Below are 16,613 nucleotides of genomic sequence, written 5' to 3' on the forward strand. Positions count from 1 at the left end.
GAACGAGGCCGCCACCGCGAGACGGAACGCCACTCGAAGAGCGCGACCGCCCACCCCACAGGCACAGGCGAGCAAAGCCGTCAGCTGGCAGCCACGCGCGCCAGCAGCCCCTCGCGGTCGAGGTTGGCCGATTCGGCTTCGCCGCGCGCGCGATATTCGAAGGTGCCCGCGGCCAGGCCGCGTTCGGACACCACGATCCGGTGCGGGATGCCGATCAGTTCGATGTCGGCGAACATCGGACCCGGGCGCAGGCCGCGATCGTCCAGCGCGGCGTCGATGCCGCGCTGGCGCAGTTCGCTGTACAGCGCCTCGGCCGCGGCGGCGACCTCGGCGTTGCCCTTGGGATTGATCACGCACACCACCGCCTGCCACGGCGCCATCGGCGCGGGCCAGACGATGCCGGCGGCGTCGTGGTTCTGCTCGATCGCCGCGGCGACGATGCGCGACACGCCGATGCCGTAGCAGCCCATCGCCGGATGCACCGCCTTGCCGGCCTCGTCGAGTACGCTGCATCGCATGGCCTCGGAATAGCGGCGGCCCAGCGCGAACACGTGCCCGACCTCGATGCCACGCGCCAGCGACAGCGTGCCGCGGCCGTCCGGCGAGGGATCGCCCGCGACCACGTTGCGGATGTCGGCCACGTCGGCGGGCATGGGCAGGTCGCGCTCCCAGTTGACGCCGGCCAGGTGGAAGCCGTTTTCGTTCGCGCCGACCACGAAATCGGCCATCGCCGCCACGCTGCGGTCGGCGACGACGCGGACCGGCCTGCGCGGCCCGACCGGCCCGAGGAAGCCGGGATCGGCGCCCAGGTGGTCGCGGATCTCGGCTTCCGTGGCGAGCCGGTAGTCGGCCATGCCCGGCAGCTTGGCCAGCTTGATCTCGTTGACCACGTGGTCGCCGCGCACCAGCGCCAGCACGAAGCCGTCCTCGCCCCACAGCGCCACCGACTTGACCGTGCGCTGCAGCGCGACGCGCAGCAGTGCGGCCACGTCCTCGCAGGTCTTCTGGGTGGGCGTTTCGACCTTGCGCAGCTCCTCGCCCGCGGCCGGGCGTTCGCCGGCGGCCACGGCTTCGGCCAGCTCGACATTGGCCGCGTAGTCAGAATCCTGCGAGAACGCCAGCGCATCCTCGCCGGACTCGGCCAGCACGTGGAATTCGTGCGAGGCGCTGCCGCCGATGGCGCCGGTATCGGCGGCCACCGCGCGGAACTTCAGGCCGAGCCGGCTGAAGATCCGGGTGTAGGTGTCGTACATGTTGCGGTATTCGCGCTGCAGGTCGTCGTCGCCGACGTGGAACGAATACGCATCCTTCATGATGAATTCGCGCGCGCGCATCACCCCGAAACGCGGGCGGATCTCGTCACGGAACTTGGCGGTGACCTGGTAGAAGTTCACCGGCAGCTGCCTGTAGCTGGCGAACTCCTGGCGGAAGAAGTCGGTCACCGCTTCCTCGGCGGTTGGCGTGAAGCAGTAGTCCTGCTCCTTGCGGTCGCGGATCTTCAGCAGCTGCGGGCCGAACTTCTCCCAGCGCCCGGTTTCCTCCCACAGCTCCTTCGGCTGCACCGAGGGCATGGCCATCTCGATCGCCCCGGCGCGGTCCATCTCCTCGCGCACCACCGCCTCGACCTTGCGCAGCACGCGCAGCCCCAGCGGCGACCAGGTGTACAGGCCCGCGGCCAGCCGGCGCACCATGCCGGCGCGCAGCATCAGCTGGTGGCTGACGACCTCGGCGTCGGCGGGGGTTTCCTTTTCGGTACGGAGGTGGAACTGCGACAGGCGCATCGTCGGGCTCGGAACGGCGGGACGCGCATTCTGCCATGCGCCCCGCGCGCGTTCCGGGTGGCGCGCTCAGGGAGCGGCTTCGGGCACCGGATCCGGATCGATGAGGTTGCGCCGCTCGAGCGCGGCCACGTCCACGACCGTGTACTCGCGGCCGTCGGGCGGGATGTCGGTGATCTGGACGATGCCGGCCTCGTCGCGCCAGCGGTACAGCGCCGGCCCCGTGGCCGGACGGGCGGATGCGCCTGGATCAACGGGCGTGGCCGTCGCGCCCGGGACCGCCGGCTGCCCGGCTGGCGTGTCGCGCGCCTGCCACCAGGCCAGCGCGCCGGCGCCCAGGACGCCGGCGACGATCGCCCAGGCCGGTCGCATCGTCAGGTGCCGGGCGTACCGGTGACGCTGTCGCTGCAATAGGCCTTGACCGCGGCGTTGGCCAGCTCCAGCTGGCTGGCGCGCTCGGCGTCGTTGAGTGCGCGGCCCGGCTGTCCGTCGCTGCCGGCCTCGTGGACCGGGCGACCGCTGCCCAGCGCGGCCAGGTTGGCCTTGGCCGTGGCGCACCTGGACTCCTCGGTGGCGGTCGCGGCCTGGGCCACGACCGGCTGCGCGGTGCCGGCGCGGTCGGCGCTGATCACGCGCTGCTGGTAGCTGCCCCTGGGGGGCGGCGTCTGCGAATAGTGGGTGACGCCGTTGGCATCCTTCCACTGATAGACCTCGCCGCCCTGCACGGCGGATGCGGCCAGCAGGCCGGCGGCGGCGAGCGCCAGGATCGGAAGGCGGGGCATCGACTGACTCCTGGAGGACGCATGTGTCCGGCGCGATTGCAGCATTGCGCAGGCCCCCGCGCAAGCATCGCCGGGCGGAAACGTGAACCGAGCATCGCGCGGACGCGCGGTGGCGGGCCCGCCGGTCGCCCTCGGCGTCGCGCCGTCTGGCGCTACACTGCCCGGATGGATCACCCGACCCCAGCGCCGGCGCGCGGCCGCGGCATCTACCTGCTGCCCAACCTGTTCACCACCGGCGGCCTGTTTGGCGGCTTCTTCGCGATCATCGCCGCCTCGCAGGGGCGTTTCGGCGCGGCCTGCATCGCGATCTTCGTCGCCGCGATCCTGGACGGAATAGACGGCCGCGTGGCGCGCCTGACCAATACCCAGACCGAATTCGGCGTGCAGTACGACTCGCTGGCCGACCTGATCAGCTTCGGCATGGCGCCGGCGCTGGTGATGTACCACTGGGCGCTGATGTCGATGAAGCTCGACGGCCCCACGCTGGGCAAGATCGGCTGGCTGGCGGCCTTCCTCTATGCCGCCTGCGCGGCGCTGCGGCTGGCGCGCTTCAACAGCCAGGTCGGCACGGTGGACCGGCGCTGGTTCATCGGCCTGGCCAGCCCGGCCGCGGCCGGATTGATGGCCAGCTTCGTCTGGACCTGCGACGAACTGGGACTGGTCGGCGAGGAGCTGCGCTACGCCGCACTGGCGGTGACGGTGATCGCCGGGCTGCTGATGGTCAGCCGCCTGCGCTACACCAGCTTCAAGGGCAGCAGCACCGGGCCAAAGGCCGAGCGCGTGCCGTTCGTGGCTCTGCCGATCGCGGTGGGCGTGTTGATCGCCCTGTGGGTCGATCCGCCCAAGACGCTGCTCATCGCCGCCACCCTGTATGCGCTGTCCGGGCCGGTGCTGTGGTTCTGGCGCCGCCACGAGGGTGCGCGCGCGGAGCCGACGTGAGCTGGGATCTGTTCCAGCGCGACGCCCTGGAGGCGATGGGCCTGCGGCTGTACGCGGTCCACGGCACGCACGCCGGCGCAGTCGCGCCGGCGGCGTCGGCCGATGCGCCAGCCGCGCCCGACGTGGATGCGGAGTCGGGCAAGACGGTGGACGCCGCGGTGCTGCACGCGCTGCTGCGCGCCTGCGGCCGGCGCGCGGACGATGAGGCCGCACTGGCATTGTGCCGATCGCTGGTGCCGGCGGGCGGCCTGCGCGACGCCGCGTCGCGTCGCGCGCTGTGGCCAAGGCTGCGGGCCCTGCGGGCCAGGCCGGCACGATGAGCGCGCTCGCGTCCGACGCAGGGCAGGCCCGCGCCGCGCTGCGGCCGATGCGCGAGGACGACTTGGACACGGTGATGCGCATCGAGGTGCGCGCCTACCCGTTTCCGTGGACGGCGGGCATCTTCCGCGACTGCCTGCGTGCCGGTTACCCGGCCTGGGTGCTGGCGCAGGATGGCCGCATCTTCGGCTACGGCGTGCTCAGCATCGCCGCCGGCGAGGCCCACGTCCTCAACGTCTGCATCGATCCCGACGACCAGGGCCAGGGTCACGGCCGCCGGCTGCTGCGCGCGCTGGTGCATGCGGCGCGCGGGCAGGGCGCGCAGCGGGTATTCCTCGAAGTGCGCCCGTCCAACCCCGGCGCGATCGCGCTCTACCACGACGAAGGCTTCAACGAGATCGGGCGCCGGCCGCGCTACTACCCCGCCCGGGACGGACGCGAGGACGCGATCGTGATGGCGCGAGAACTGGTCGCCGACGACATCAGCCGGATGCCGCCGCTGTAGCGGCGGCGGCACCGTCTTTCCGCGGCCCGGCGCGCGGCGCCGGGGGGTTGCTGCCTACGCCAGGCGCGCGCGCTGGCTGGCCAAGGCCTCGTGCTGCGCGGTCCAGTCGGCCAGGCGCTGGCGCTCCTGTTCGACCACCGCTGCCGGCACCTTGTCGCTGAACCTGGCCAGCTTGGCCGCGCTCTTGTCCTTCTCGGACGACACGCGCGCAAGCTCCTTGTCCAGGCGTGCGCGCTCGGCGTCGAGGTCGACCAGGCCTTCCAGCGGCACGAACAGCCGCAACTCGCCGACCAGGCCGCCGGCCGACGCCGGCGGATCGCCGTCGACCGCCTCGATGCGGTCGAGCCGGTTGAGGAAGCGCAGCTGCGCATCGAAACGCTGCAGGCGCGCGCGATCGTCGGCGCTGCCGGCCTGCACCAGCAGCGGCACATGGCGCGAGGGCGACACGCCCAGCTCGCTGCGGATGCGGCGCAGCGCGGTCACCATCTGCTTGAGCCATTCGACGTCGGCATCGGCGCGGGCGAAGTCCGCGCCGGCGTAGTCGCCTGGCTGCGGGTAGCGCTGCAGCGAGATGGTGTCGCCGGCCACGCCCAGGCGCGGCGCGACCTGGCGCCACAGCTCCTCGGTCACGAACGGGATCAGCGGATGCAGCAGGCGCAGCAGCGCCTCCAGCACCTGCAGCAGGGTGCGGCGGGTGCTGTCGGCGGCCGCGGCGTCGCTGCCCTGCAGCGCCGGCTTGGCCAGCTCGACGAACCAGTCGCAGAACTCGTTCCACGCGAACTCGTACAGCGCCTGCGCCAGCAGGTCGAAGCGGTATGCCGCGAAATGCGCTTCCGCCTCTGCGGCGGTTTTCGCCAGACGGGAAAGGATCCAACGCTCCGCATCCGTCGCCGGCGAGTGCTTTCCCGATTTCAGATTCCCGGTTCCAAATTCCCGGCCCTCCGTGTTCATCAGCACGAAGCGGGTGGCGTTCCACAGCTTGTTGCAGAAATTCTTGTAGCCCTCGGCGCGGCCGAGGTCGAACTTGATGTCGCGGCCGGGGCCGGCGAGCGCGGCCATGGTGAAGCGCAGCGGATCGGCGCCATGCGCGGCGATGCCCTCGGGGAACTCCTTGCGCGTGGCCTTCTCGATCTTCGGCGCATCGGTCGGCTTCATCAGGCCGCTGGTGCGCTTGGCGACCAGCGCATCGGCGCTGATGCCGTCGATGATGTCGAGCGGGTCGAGCACGTTGCCCTTGGACTTGGACATCTTCTGGCCGTCCTTGTCGCGCACCAGGCCGGTGATGTACACGTCGTCGAAGGCGACCTTGCCGGTCAGCGCGTCGGTCATCATGACCATGCGCGCGACCCAGAAGAAGATGATGTCGAAGCCGGTCACCAGCACGCTGGTCGGCAGGAACTCGTCGAAGCCGCGCTCGCGCATCGCCGCCTCGTCCGGCCAGCCCAGCGTGCTGAACGGCCACAGCGCCGAGGAGAACCAGGTCTCGAGCACGTCCTCGTCCTGGCGCAGCACGACCTCGTCGCCGAGTCCGCCGCGCGCGCGCGCCTCGGCCTCGTCGCGGCCCACGTAGACGTTGTTGGCCTCGTCGAACCAGGCCGGGATGCGGTGGCCCCACCAGAGCTGGCGGCTGATGGTCCAGTCCTGGATGTTCTCCATCCAGTGGCGATAGGTGTTGATCCAGTTCGGCGGCACGAACTTCACCGAACCGTTCTCGACCAGTTCCATGCCGCGACGGCCCATCTCGTCCATCGCCACGAACCACTGGTCGGTGAGGAAGGGCTCGATCACCTGGCCGCTGCGGTCGCCGAAGGGCTGCATGATCGGCTTGGCGTCGACCACCGGCTGGCCCTCGGCATCGGTCACGGCCAGGCCTTCGGCGGTGATCGCCGCAACCACGCGGGCGCGCGCCTCGTAGCGGTCGAGGCCGCGCAGTTCCTCGGGCACCAGGTTGATCGCGCCGACGTCCTCGTGGCTGCGCTCGCCGCGCGCGATCGCGCCGGCGATGGCGGCGCTCTCGGCGTAGGACAGGCCGTCGCTGCGCATGCGCGCGGAGCCGTCCATCAGCGCGTACAGCGGCAGGTGGTTGCGCTGCGCGACGCCGTAGTCGTTGAAGTCGTGCGCGCCGGTGATCTTCACCGCGCCCGAGCCGAAGGCCGGATCCGGGTATTCGTCGGTGATGATCGGCACCAGGCGCCGGTGTTCCTTCGGTCCGACCGGGATCTCGCACAGCTTGCCGACGATCGGTGCGTAGCGCGCATCGGACGGATGCACCGCCACCGCGCCGTCGCCGAGCATGGTTTCGGGGCGGGTGGTGGCGATCGAGATGTAGTCGCGGGTCTCGCGCAGGGTGACGTTGCCGTCGGCGTCGCGCTCGACGTACTCGTAGGTCTCGCCGCCGGCCAGCGGGTACTTGAAGTGCCACATGTGGCCGGGCACCTCGCGGTTTTCCACCTCCAGGTCGGAGATCGCGGTGTTGAGCACCGGGTCCCAGTTGACCAGGCGCTTGCCGCGGTAGATCAGGCCCTTCTCGTGCAGGCGCACGAAGGCCTCGATCACCGCCTGCGACGGGCCTTCGTCCATGGTGAAAACCTTGCGCGACCAGTCGCCGGACGTGCCCATGCGCCGCATCTGCCGCTCGATGGTGTCGCCGGAGTGCTGCTTCCACTCCCAGACCTTGGCGATGAATCCCTCGCGCCCGAGCGAGTCGCGGGTTTCGCCGGTGCCGGCGATGGCGAGGTTGCGGCTGACCACCATCTCGGTGGCGATGCCGGCGTGGTCGGTGCCCATCTGCCAGAGCGTGCGGTAGCCGCGCATGCGGTGGTAGCGCACCAGCGCGTCCTGCAGCGTGTGCTGGAAGGCGTGGCCCATGTGCAGGGTGCCGGTGACGTTCGGCGGCGGCAGCAGGATGGTGTAGGCGGGGCCATCGCCGCGCGGCGCGAACGCGCCGCCGGCCTCCCATTCGGCGTAGAGGCGGGATTCGAAGTTGCCGGGGTCGTAGCTGGAGGCGAGGGTGTCGGTCATGGCGTGCATTGTAGGTGCGGGCCGTGCCCGCGACGGGTCTCCGGGCGGCTCGCCTTGGTCACGCGTGGCGACGCGTCCGCCGGTGCCGGAGGTGGGACGGGCCTGGCGCAGGCGCGGCGGGCGCCGCGCTCACATGTCGTACTTGTTGGGTTCGATGCCCTGCGCCTTGTAGTGCTTCCAGCGCTCGCGCAGCGGGCCGCGCGCGGATTCGTCGGCGGGCACCACTTCCAGCACGCGCTCGAAGCCGCCGGCCACCGGCGCATCGCGCAGGTTGATCACCAGTGGGCGCATCGGCGCATCGGCCTGCGGGTCGGCGATGAGCACGGGGGTGACCTCGTCCTCCTCGTCGCGCCCGGCGATCTGGTGCGGGATGTACTCGTCCTCGCCCATGTCCCAGAGCAGGTCGTCGAGTTCCTCGGCCTGGGCCGCGTCGCGTGCCAGCACCAGCGTCCACAGGTCCGCCGCGTAGGCCTTGCGCACCAGTTCGCAGACCAGCCGCAGCGGCTGGTCGCGGAAACGCGGCTTGGCGATCAGGTAGAAATCGGCGCGGGCCATGGGGCAGGGGGTCCGGGTGCGGGGGCGAGGGGGTCAGAGTGCAATTTCGCTTGCGAAATTGCACTCTGACCCCGGTTCTCCCTCAGCCCGCAGCCGCGCCGCTGGCACGATCCAGCAGCCACTGGCTCAGCAGGCCCACCGGGCGGCCGGTGGCCATGCCCATCTTGCCGTCGCCGCTGGCGCTGCCGGCGATGTCCAGGTGCGCCCAGCGCTGGCCCTCGGTGAACCGCGACAGGAAGCAGCCGGCGGTGATCGCGCCGCCCCAGCGGCCGCCGATGTTGTAGACGTCGGCGAAGTTGGACTCGAGCAGGGTCTGGTATTCGTCCCACAGCGGCAGGCGCCAGGCGCGGTCGAACACATGCTCGCCGGCTTCCAGCAGCTCGGCCGACAGATCGTCGTGCTTGCTCATCAGGCCCGAGGCGTAGCGGCCCAGCGCGACCATGCAGGCGCCGGTGAGCGTGGCCACGTCGATGAGCGCCTGCGGCTTGAAGCGCTCGGCGTAGGTCAGCGCGTCGCACAGGATCAGGCGGCCCTCGGCGTCGGTGTTGCCGACCTCGATGGTCTTGCCGGCCATGCTGGTGATCACGTCCGAGGGACGGTAGCTGTTGCCGTCGATCGCGTTCTCGACCGCCGGTACGATCACCACCAGGTTGATCGGCAGCTGCATGCCGACCGCCGCGACGAAAGTGCCGAGCACGCCGGCCGCGCCGCACATGTCGAACTTCATCTCCTCGATGCCGCCCTGGGTCTTGAGGTTGACGCCGCCGGTGTCGAAGGTGATGCCCTTGCCGACCAGCACGTAGGGGCTGGCGTCCCCGCCGTTGTTCCACTTCAGCACCACCAGGCGCGGCCGGTTGGCCGAACCGCGCGCCACCGCGAGCAGGGCGCCCATGCCTAGCTGCTCCATCTGCGCCTCGTCCAGGATCTCGGCCTCGGCCCGGTCGAAGCGCGCGGCGAACTCCTGCGCCTGCTGCGCCACGTAGGCGGGATTGCAGATGTTCGGCGGCAGGTTGCCCAGCTCGCGCGCGAACTTCACGCCGGCCGCGATCGCCTTGCCCTGCGCCAGTGCGGTCTCGTCGTCGCCCTGCACCGCGAATGCGGCCAGGCCGGTTTCGCTGCGCTTCTTGTTCTTCGCGCCCAGCGTGGTGGTGTAGCGGTAGGCGGCATGGTCGGCGGCGATGACCGCCTGGCGGATGTTCCAGGCCGCGTCGCGGTCCTTGACGTCGAGTTCGGACAGCGTGAACAGCGCCGACTTCGCCGGCCCGGTGCGCAGTGCGCGCACTGCGTCGGCCACGGCCTTGAGGTACTGCGCGACCCCGAACTTGGCCTTCTCGCCCAGCCCGATCACCAGCACGCGCGGCGCGGACACGCCGGGCAGGTCGTGCACGATCTGGCTGCGCCCGGTGGCGCCGGAGAGGTCGCCCCTCGCCACCAGCGCGGCCAGCCGCCCCTCGCCGTCGAGCGCCTGCGCGGCGGGGCTCAGCGAGCCGTCGGAGAACGCGCCTACCACGACGCAGTCGGTACCGGTGGTGCCCGGAGCCGAGCGGTTCAGGGTGAATTCGAGGGTCATCAATCAGATTCCGATGGGTATTTCCGTACAATCGGCGCCCGCCCAGTGCAGGGCCGCCGGCCGCGTCGATCAGGGCCGCAGTCGCGGCCGGACGCAATACCCTAGTCTAATCGAACCCCCCGCCCGATGCCGAAGCTCGACAGCTACCTGTTCCGCGAATTCGCGCAGACCACGTTCGCGGCGCTGGTGGTGCTGATGGTGGTGAGCCTGGGCGGCGTGTTCGCCGACGTGCTCAAGGACATCGTGGGCGGCAAGGTGCCGGCCGGCATCATGCTGACCCAGCTCGGCCTGCAGCTGCTCAACTACCTGCCGCTGATCCTGCCGCTGGGACTGATGCTCGGCCTGCTGCTGGGCGTGGGGCGCCTGTACCGCGACAGCGAGGCGCCGGTGCTGGCCTCGATCGGGGTCGGGCCGCGCCGGCTGCTGCGGCCGCTGCTGATGCTGGTGCTGCCGTTCGTGCTGGTGGTCGGGGCCTGTTCGCTGTGGCTTGGCCCGTGGGCGCGCGCCTATTCGCAGCAGATGATCGAGGCCGGCCAGCGCACGCTGCTCGTGTCCGGCCTGGAGGCCGGGCGCTTCGTCGAGCTGCCGGGCGGTGGCGGCGTGGTCTACGCCAATTCGATGTCCAGCGACGGCACCTACCTGGGACGGGTCTTCATCTATCGCCAGGACGAGGGCCGGATGGACATCACCTCGGCCCGCACCGGCACGCTCGCGGTCGACGGCAACACCCGCTACCTCAAGCTCGACGAAGGGTTCCGGGTCGAAGGGCCGATGGACGGGGGCAAGGATTTCCGGTTGATGCGCTATGCCTCCAACGAGGTGCGCCTGCCCGACGCCGAGAGTTCCGACGGCGACAACGATCCGGAGCTGATGCCCACCCTGGCGCTGTTCTCCGACGGCCGCCCGGAGGCGAATGCGCAGCTGCATTTCCGCGTCGCGCCGCCGCTGCTGGCGCTGGCCTTCGCCCTGCTGGCGGTGCCGCTGGCGCGCAGTCCGCCGCGCCAGGCGCGCTGGGGACGGATCCTGCTGGGGCTGCTGGCCTACGTCTTCGGCATCAACCTGATGCTGCTGGGCACCAACGCGCTGGCGTCGGGCCGGCTGCCCGCGCCGCTGGGCCTGTGGTGGCTGGTGCTGCCCCTGCTCGCGTTCGGGCTGTGGATGTACTTCACCGATGGACGCGTGAAGCGCGCCAGGCTGCCGCGCGTGGCGGGGGCGGCGCGATGAGGCCGTTCCCGAAGCTGCACGACCTGCTGGTGGCGCGCGTGGTCATCGGCACGGTGCTGCTGACCTGGGCGGTGCTGACCGGGCTCGACCTGGTGCTGGCGATGGTCGACGAGCTGCGCAGCGTCGGCCAGGGCAGCTACGACTTCCTCAAGGCGGTCAACTACATCGCCCACACCACGCCGCGCCGCGCGTACATGATGTTCCCCACCGCGGCGGTGATCGGTTCGCTGATGGGGCTGGGCCAGCTGGCCGCGAGTTCGGAGCTCACCGCCCTGCGTGCCGTGGGCGTCTCGCGCCGGCGGCTGAGCCTGTCGGTCGCGCTGCCGCTGCTGCTGCTGACCGGCCTGATGATGGTCAACGCCGAGACGGTGGGGCCCTGGGCGCAGCGCAGCGCCGACATGATGAAGTCCGCGGCGCGCTCCAACGACATGATCGTGGCGCAGTACTCGGGCCTGTGGGCGCGCGAGGGCGATACCTTCCTCAATGCCCAGTCCGGCCGCGAGCGTACCGAGGGCGGCGAGCACTGGCTGGAACTGGACGACGTGCGGCTGTTCGAGTTCGACGAGGATGGCCGGCTGGCCTCGGTCGCCCGCGCCCGCGTGGCCGAGCATCGCGCCGACAGCGGCTGGCTGCTCCGCGACGTCCAGCGCACCTGGTTCGAGGAGCGCGCGGTCAGCCAGACCGACTCGGCCGAGGAGCGCTGGGAGTCGAACCTGGATTCGGCGACCCTGGCCGCGAACGCGAGCAACATCTGGCGGCCGCGCTACATGACCGCCGCGGAACTGCGCCAGGGCATCGACTACCGCAAGCGCAACCAGCTCGACGCCAGCGAGTTCGAGGAGCACTACTGGGGCCACTGGTTCTACCCGCTCAACGTGCTGGCGCTTTGCCTGGCGGCGATTCCCTTCGCCTTCGGCAGCCTGCGCAGCGGCGGCCTGGGCCGGCGCCTGTTCATCGGCGTGGTCTTCGCCTTGGGTTTCTGGCTGCTGCAGACCCAGGTGGTGAAGCTCGCGGCCGTCTACGGCTTCGACTACCGCCTGGCTTACCTGATTCCGCCGCTGGCGATGCTGTCGGTCTCCTGGTTCCTGTTCCGACGGCGGAGTGGGTGAGGAGCGCCTGCTTGCGCGGCACTGCCGCGCAGGCGCTCCGAACGCCCGGCGCGCTGCGCCGGGCCGGATAAACCGGCGACGCTTGCGCGGCACTGCCGCGCAGGCGCTCCGAACGCCCGGCGCGCTGCGCCGGGTCGGATAAGCCAGCGACGCTTGCGCGGCACTGCCGCGCAGGCGCTCCGAACGCCCGGCGCGCTGCGCCGGGCCGGATGAGCCAGCGACGCCTGCGCGGCATTGCCTCGCGCTGCCCCGAACGCCCGGCGCGTTGCTCCGGGCCGGATAAGCCAGCGACGCTTGCGAGGCCCCGATCGGAGCAGGAACATGCGACACGCTGTGTGGACTCCCCTGTGGGAGCGACCTCGGTCGCGAAAGCCTTCGCGCGCGAGCGCGCTCCCACACCAGGGCCTTGGAACCTCCGCGCGCGAGCGCGCTCCCACAACAGGGCCTTGGAACCTTCGCGCGCGAGCGCGCTCCCACGTGGACGACGGTCCCGCCGGCCCGACTCACCGGCCCTTCGGCACCCGCACCACCCGCGTCCTGCCGGCGCGGTCGTGCCAGGTCAACCGGTCGCGATCGAACCAGGCCCACCAGAACCCGGCGCCGGCCGCCAGCAGCGACAGCGTCGCCACCGCGTAGCGCCGCCACGTGGCCGCGCGCGTCGGCGCGCCGCCGTCCATCGACACGACCCGCAGCCGCCACGGCCGCATCCCCAGGGTCTGGCCGCCGCGCCGCCAGCTGACGGTCGCATACAGGCCGGTCACGCCCCAGCACGCCAGCCACAGCAGCCACTGCAGCAGGCTCAGCGGGCCGATGTTGTGGCGGACATCGCCGCTCAGCGCGACGTCGACCAGCACGAACGGCACCGCCACCAGGAACCACAGCGCCACCGCCACGAACAGGTCGTACAGCAGCGCCAGCAGGCGGCGACCGATGAGGGCGGGCTGCTGCTGGGGTGCGGCGTGGTCTGCGGGCTTGGCGTGCATCGGCACAGGATAGCGGCTGGCGGCGTCGGCTAAGCTGCGCCGATGCCGAGCACCACGCCCGCCGAACGTCGCCAGCGCAGCCTTCAGCGGCCGCCGCTGCGCGCCGCCGACGGCGATGCCATCGACGGCTTCCTCGACGCGCTTTGGGCCGAAAGCGGCGTCGCCCGGCAGACGCTGGACAGCTATCGGCGCGACTTGGAAGGGCTCGCGCGCTGGCTGGACGGGCGCGGCGGCGGACTGGCGGCGGTCGATCGCGCGGCGCTGTTCGACTATCTCGCCGCGCGCACCGCCGACGGCTATTCGGCGCGCAGCAATGCCCGCCTGCTGACCGCGCTGCGTGCCTTCTTCGCCCACCTGCGCCGGCGCGGCCTGCGCGCGGACGATCCGGTCGCGCTGATCGACCCGCCACGGCTGCCGCGCTCCCTGCCCAAGGCGGTGGGCGAGGGCGAGGTCGAGGCGCTGCTGGCGGCGCCCGATATCGAAACGCCCGACGGCCTGCGCGACCGCGCCATGCTCGAACTGATGTATGCCTGCGGCCTGCGCGTGAGCGAGCTGGTCGGGCTGCCGGCGACCGCGGTGAACCTGCGGCAGGGCGTGCTGCGCGTGACCGGCAAGGGCGGCCGCGAACGGCTCGTGCCGCTGGGCGAGGAGGCGCAGCACTGGCTGGAACGTTACCTCGCCGAGGCGCGGCCGCTGCTGGCGGGCAGGCGGGTGCTGCCGTCGCTGTTCCTCACCGCCTCGGGCGAGCCGCCGACCCGGCAGCGGTTCTGGGCGATCGTGAAGCGGTCCGCGGCGGCGGCTGGCCTGGACCCGTCCAGGCTCAGCCCGCACGGTCTCCGCCACAGCTTCGCCACCCATCTGCTCAACCACGGCGCCGACCTGCGCGCCCTGCAGATGCTGCTGGGCCACAGCTCGCTGTCGACCACGCAGATCTACACCCTGGTGGCGCGCGAAAAGCTCAAGCAGCTGCACGCCCGCCACCACCCGCGCGGCTGAGCGCGTCCGGGTCGCCAGTCGCGTGGCGCTCGATGCTGCGCTGCCGCAAGCAATCCCGGCATGGAATGTTAGCGTTAACACTCTTTCCAGGGGAGCCTCCGCACATGCCGTATCCAGCCCGTCGCCGACTGCTTGCCGCCGCCCTTGCGCTTGCGGCGGCGGGGCCGGCGCTTGCCGCGCCGCCCGCGCTCAACGAGCTCGAGTATTTCAGCAAGCCGGGGCTGGACGTGCTGGCCTTCAACAACTACTACGACGGGCTGTTCAGCGATGCCAAGCACGCCGGCGTGGAGCTGATCCACCACGGCGTGCGCACCGCGACCAACGGCGACGTGCGCCTGAGCCCGACCCCGGAGCAGTGGGATCCGGTGGCGCTGATGGTCGATCGCAAGGTCGATGCGCGCACCAGCACGGTCACCACCCGCCTGGGCTACGCCGCGCACGATTTCGAGTACGACATCCGTGTCTCGCCGGCCGGGGAGGGGGTGAAGCTGCAGGTGGTGTTCGACAGGCCGCTGCCGCGCGCGCTGGAGGGCAAGGCCGGCTTCAACCTCGAGTTCCTGCCGTCGGCCTACTGGGGCAAGGCCTGGGTGACCGACACCGGCAGCGGCCAGCTGCCGCTGTATCCGGCCGGGCCGACCACCCGCGGCAGCGACGGCACGCCGGTGCGGCTGCCGATGGCCTCCGGACGCAGCCTGACCCTGGCCCCGGAGGACCCGCAGCGCCGCGTCACGATCGCCGCCGGCAGCGGCGAGCTGGCCATCTTCGACGGCCGCAACCAGGCGCAGAACGGCTGGTACGTGGTGCGCGGACTGCTGCCGGCCGGCAAGACCGGCGTGGTGCTGGAGTGGACGCTAGAAGGCAATACCGTCCCCGGCTGGACGCGGCCGACCGTGATCGGCCATTCGCAGGTGGGCTACCACCCCGCGCAGCGCAAGGTGGCCGTGCTCGAGACCGACCGCCGCGCCGCCGCGCCCGGCACAGCGCGCCTGCTGCGCATCGACGCCGATGGCCGCGAACATGAAGCGCACGCCGCCAGGGCCGAGCGTTGGGGTCCCTACCTGCGCTATGACTACTACACCTTCGATTTCTCGGATGTGCGCGAGCCGGGCATCTACGTCATCGAGGCCGCCGGCCAGCGCAGCAACGCCTTCCGCATCGCTGCCGACGCCTACGCGAACGCCTGGCAGCCGACCCTGGACGTGTTCTTCCCGGTGCAGATGGACCACATGTTCGTCAACGAGGCCTACCGCGTCTGGCATGGCCGCTCGCACATGGACGATGCGCGCCAGGTGGAACCGAACAAGGAACACTTCGACCTGTTCGGGCAGGGGCCGGACCTGGATTCGCCGTTCCAGCCGGGCGAGCACATCCCCGGACTGAACTACGGCGGCTGGTTCGACGCAGGCGATTACGACATCCGCACCCAGACCCACTACGCCACGGTGCTGTCGCTGGTGGAGACATGGGAGCAGTTCCGGCCCGAGCGCGACGAGACCTCGATCGACCAGGACAGGCAGCACGTCGAGCTGCATCGTCCGGACGGCGTTCCGGACATGCTGCAGCAGATCGAGCACGGCACGCTGGCGCTGATCGCCCAGCACCGCGTGTTCGGCCATGCGATCCCGGGCATCGTCGAGCCCGACCTCGGCCAGTACACCCACCTGGGCGACGCGGCCAGCAAGACCGACGGCAAGGTCGACGACCCCAACGATCCCGACTCGCCCCGCGACGACCGCCTGGCCTTCACCACCAACACCACCGCGCTCAACTACGGGTCGGCCGCGGCGCTGGCCGCCGCCAGCCGCGCGCTGCGCGGCCACAACGACGCGCTGGCCGACGAGTGCCTGGCCACCGCGCAGAAGGTCTGGGAGTTCGAGCATGCGCGCGAGCCCAACCTGTTCCGCGTCGGCAACACCACCGGCGGCGACCCGCAGGACGAGGAACTGCGCGCGGCGGTGCAGCTGCTGCTCGCGACCGGCGATGCGCAGTACGGCGCGCGCATCGAGGCGCTGTGGCCGGCGATCGACGCGCGCTTCGGCTTCAATGCCGGCCTGGCCATTGCGGCCCTGCCGAAGATGGACGCGGCCTTCGCGACGAAAGTGCGCGCGCGCGCGGAAGCCTTCAAGGCCGAGCGTGCGCGGATGGTGGCCGAGAATCCCTACGGCGTCCTCATCACCCGCGGTGGCTGGGCCGGCAACGGCGCGGTCATCGGCATGGCCAACACCAACTACCACCTGCACAAGGCCTTCCCGGACCTGTTCGACATCGAGCCGACCCTGCAGGGGCTGAACTACCTCTACGGCACCCATCCGGACTCGAACGTCTCGTTCGTCTCGGCGGTCGGCGCGAAGTCCAAGCAGGTGGCCTACGGCATGAACCGGGCCGACTTCAGCTTCATCGCAGGCGGCATCGTGCCGGGCGTGCTGGTGCTCAAGCCCGATTTCCCGGAGAACAAGGAGGACTGGCCGTTCTTCTGGGGCCAGAACGAGTACGTGATCAACCTCGGCGCCAGCTACATCCACCTGGTGCACGCAGCCCAGGACCTGCTGTCGCGTCAATAGCCGGCAACGGGGCCGGCCGGTGGAACCGGCGGCCGGCCTCAGCCCTGCAGCGAGTTGAGCAGGGCGAACGCCACCGCCAGCACCAGTGCCGCGCGCAGCAGCACGATGCCGGCCTGTTCGCCCAGTTTGCGCAAGGGAAGATCGGGTAGGTTCATGGCTGCGGTCGCCGGTCGGGCCGTCACCGCTGTTGACGGCGCGGGTACGGCAAGCAGGAGTCGTGCCTGGCCGAACTGCGACCGGCAGCGCGCTTTCCCGCGCAGAAGCTGACGCTG

14 protein-coding genes are annotated in these 16,613 nt (G+C 71.1%); 7 read left to right on the forward strand and 7 right to left on the reverse strand.

Going from position 1 to position 16,613, the window contains the following annotated elements:
- Window positions 1-80: 80 nt before the first annotated feature.
- The 3 genes from Q0863_RS01530 to Q0863_RS01540 form a co-directional block, all read right to left on the reverse strand.
- The gene (locus Q0863_RS01530) at window positions 81-1,781 is read right to left on the reverse strand and encodes a proline--tRNA ligase (protein WP_298573813.1); all 1,701 of its coding nucleotides are present in this window, start codon (window positions 1,779-1,781) and stop codon (window positions 81-83) included.
- Between the two features lie 66 nt (window positions 1,782-1,847).
- On the reverse strand, window positions 1,848-2,150 hold the full coding sequence (locus Q0863_RS01535; RefSeq protein ID WP_298573815.1) for a DUF4124 domain-containing protein: 303 nt from the start codon (window positions 2,148-2,150) through the stop codon (window positions 1,848-1,850).
- A gap of 2 nt (window positions 2,151-2,152) precedes the next feature.
- A complete protein-coding gene (locus Q0863_RS01540; protein ID WP_298573817.1) occupies window positions 2,153-2,560 on the reverse strand; it encodes a DUF4124 domain-containing protein in 408 nt (135 codons plus the stop codon).
- Between the two features lie 165 nt (window positions 2,561-2,725).
- On the opposite strand from Q0863_RS01540, the gene pssA reads away from it, so the two are divergent.
- Genes pssA through rimI form a run of 3 tightly spaced genes read left to right on the forward strand, consistent with a single transcriptional unit; the run spans window position 2,726 to window position 4,322 of the window.
- Window positions 2,726-3,499: a CDP-diacylglycerol--serine O-phosphatidyltransferase gene (pssA, locus tag Q0863_RS01545; RefSeq protein ID WP_298573819.1), complete on the forward strand. Its 774-nt coding sequence runs from the start codon at window positions 2,726-2,728 to the stop codon at window positions 3,497-3,499.
- Entirely contained in the window at window positions 3,496-3,819 is a 324-nt protein-coding gene (locus Q0863_RS01550) for a hypothetical protein (protein WP_298573821.1), read from the forward strand. The genes pssA and Q0863_RS01550 overlap by 4 nt, the downstream gene beginning before the upstream one ends.
- Complete coding sequence (gene rimI, locus Q0863_RS01555) at window positions 3,816-4,322, forward strand: ribosomal protein S18-alanine N-acetyltransferase (protein WP_298573823.1); 507 nt, start codon at window positions 3,816-3,818, stop codon at window positions 4,320-4,322. The genes Q0863_RS01550 and rimI overlap by 4 nt, the downstream gene beginning before the upstream one ends.
- Window positions 4,323-4,376: 54 nt before the next feature.
- Here the strand turns inward: rimI and Q0863_RS01560 are convergent, their stop codons facing one another.
- The 3 genes from Q0863_RS01560 to Q0863_RS01570 form a co-directional block, all read right to left on the reverse strand.
- Window positions 4,377-7,343, reverse strand: coding sequence for a valine--tRNA ligase (locus Q0863_RS01560; protein ID WP_298573826.1), 2,967 nt, complete (start codon window positions 7,341-7,343; stop codon window positions 4,377-4,379).
- A 129-nt stretch (window positions 7,344-7,472) separates the two neighbouring features.
- Window positions 7,473-7,898 carry a DNA polymerase III subunit chi gene (locus Q0863_RS01565; protein WP_298573828.1) on the reverse strand — a complete coding sequence of 142 codons (426 nt, stop codon included), beginning with the start codon at window positions 7,896-7,898 and terminating at the stop codon, window positions 7,473-7,475.
- An 82-nt stretch (window positions 7,899-7,980) separates the two neighbouring features.
- The gene (locus Q0863_RS01570) at window positions 7,981-9,468 is read right to left on the reverse strand and encodes a leucyl aminopeptidase (protein WP_298573830.1); all 1,488 of its coding nucleotides are present in this window, start codon (window positions 9,466-9,468) and stop codon (window positions 7,981-7,983) included.
- A 126-nt stretch (window positions 9,469-9,594) separates the two neighbouring features.
- On the opposite strand from Q0863_RS01570, the gene lptF reads away from it, so the two are divergent.
- Together lptF and lptG are read left to right on the forward strand one after the other, a co-directional pair.
- On the forward strand, window positions 9,595-10,692 hold the full coding sequence (gene lptF / locus Q0863_RS01575) for an LPS export ABC transporter permease LptF (RefSeq protein WP_298573832.1): 1,098 nt from the start codon (window positions 9,595-9,597) through the stop codon (window positions 10,690-10,692).
- Window positions 10,689-11,801, forward strand: coding sequence for an LPS export ABC transporter permease LptG (lptG, locus tag Q0863_RS01580; protein WP_298573834.1), 1,113 nt, complete (start codon window positions 10,689-10,691; stop codon window positions 11,799-11,801). Before lptF ends, lptG begins: the two co-directional genes overlap by 4 nt.
- A 503-nt stretch (window positions 11,802-12,304) precedes the next feature.
- On the opposite strand, the gene Q0863_RS01585 is transcribed toward lptG, so the two are convergent.
- The gene (locus Q0863_RS01585) at window positions 12,305-12,784 is read right to left on the reverse strand and encodes an RDD family protein (protein WP_298573836.1); all 480 of its coding nucleotides are present in this window, start codon (window positions 12,782-12,784) and stop codon (window positions 12,305-12,307) included.
- 42 nt (window positions 12,785-12,826) lie between these two features.
- Here Q0863_RS01585 and xerD point away from each other — a divergent pair, with 42 nt between their 5' ends.
- Together xerD and Q0863_RS01595 are read left to right on the forward strand one after the other, a co-directional pair.
- Window positions 12,827-13,780, forward strand: coding sequence for a site-specific tyrosine recombinase XerD (gene xerD / locus Q0863_RS01590; protein ID WP_298573838.1), 954 nt, complete (start codon window positions 12,827-12,829; stop codon window positions 13,778-13,780).
- A gap of 104 nt (window positions 13,781-13,884) precedes the next feature.
- A complete protein-coding gene (locus Q0863_RS01595; protein WP_298573840.1) occupies window positions 13,885-16,341 on the forward strand; it encodes a glycoside hydrolase family 9 protein in 2,457 nt (818 codons plus the stop codon).
- Window positions 16,342-16,613 lie beyond the last annotated feature (272 nt).

Origin of the sequence: uncultured Luteimonas sp. (assembly GCF_947492465.1) — a bacterium.
Classification (GTDB): domain Bacteria; phylum Pseudomonadota; class Gammaproteobacteria; order Xanthomonadales; family Xanthomonadaceae; genus Luteimonas.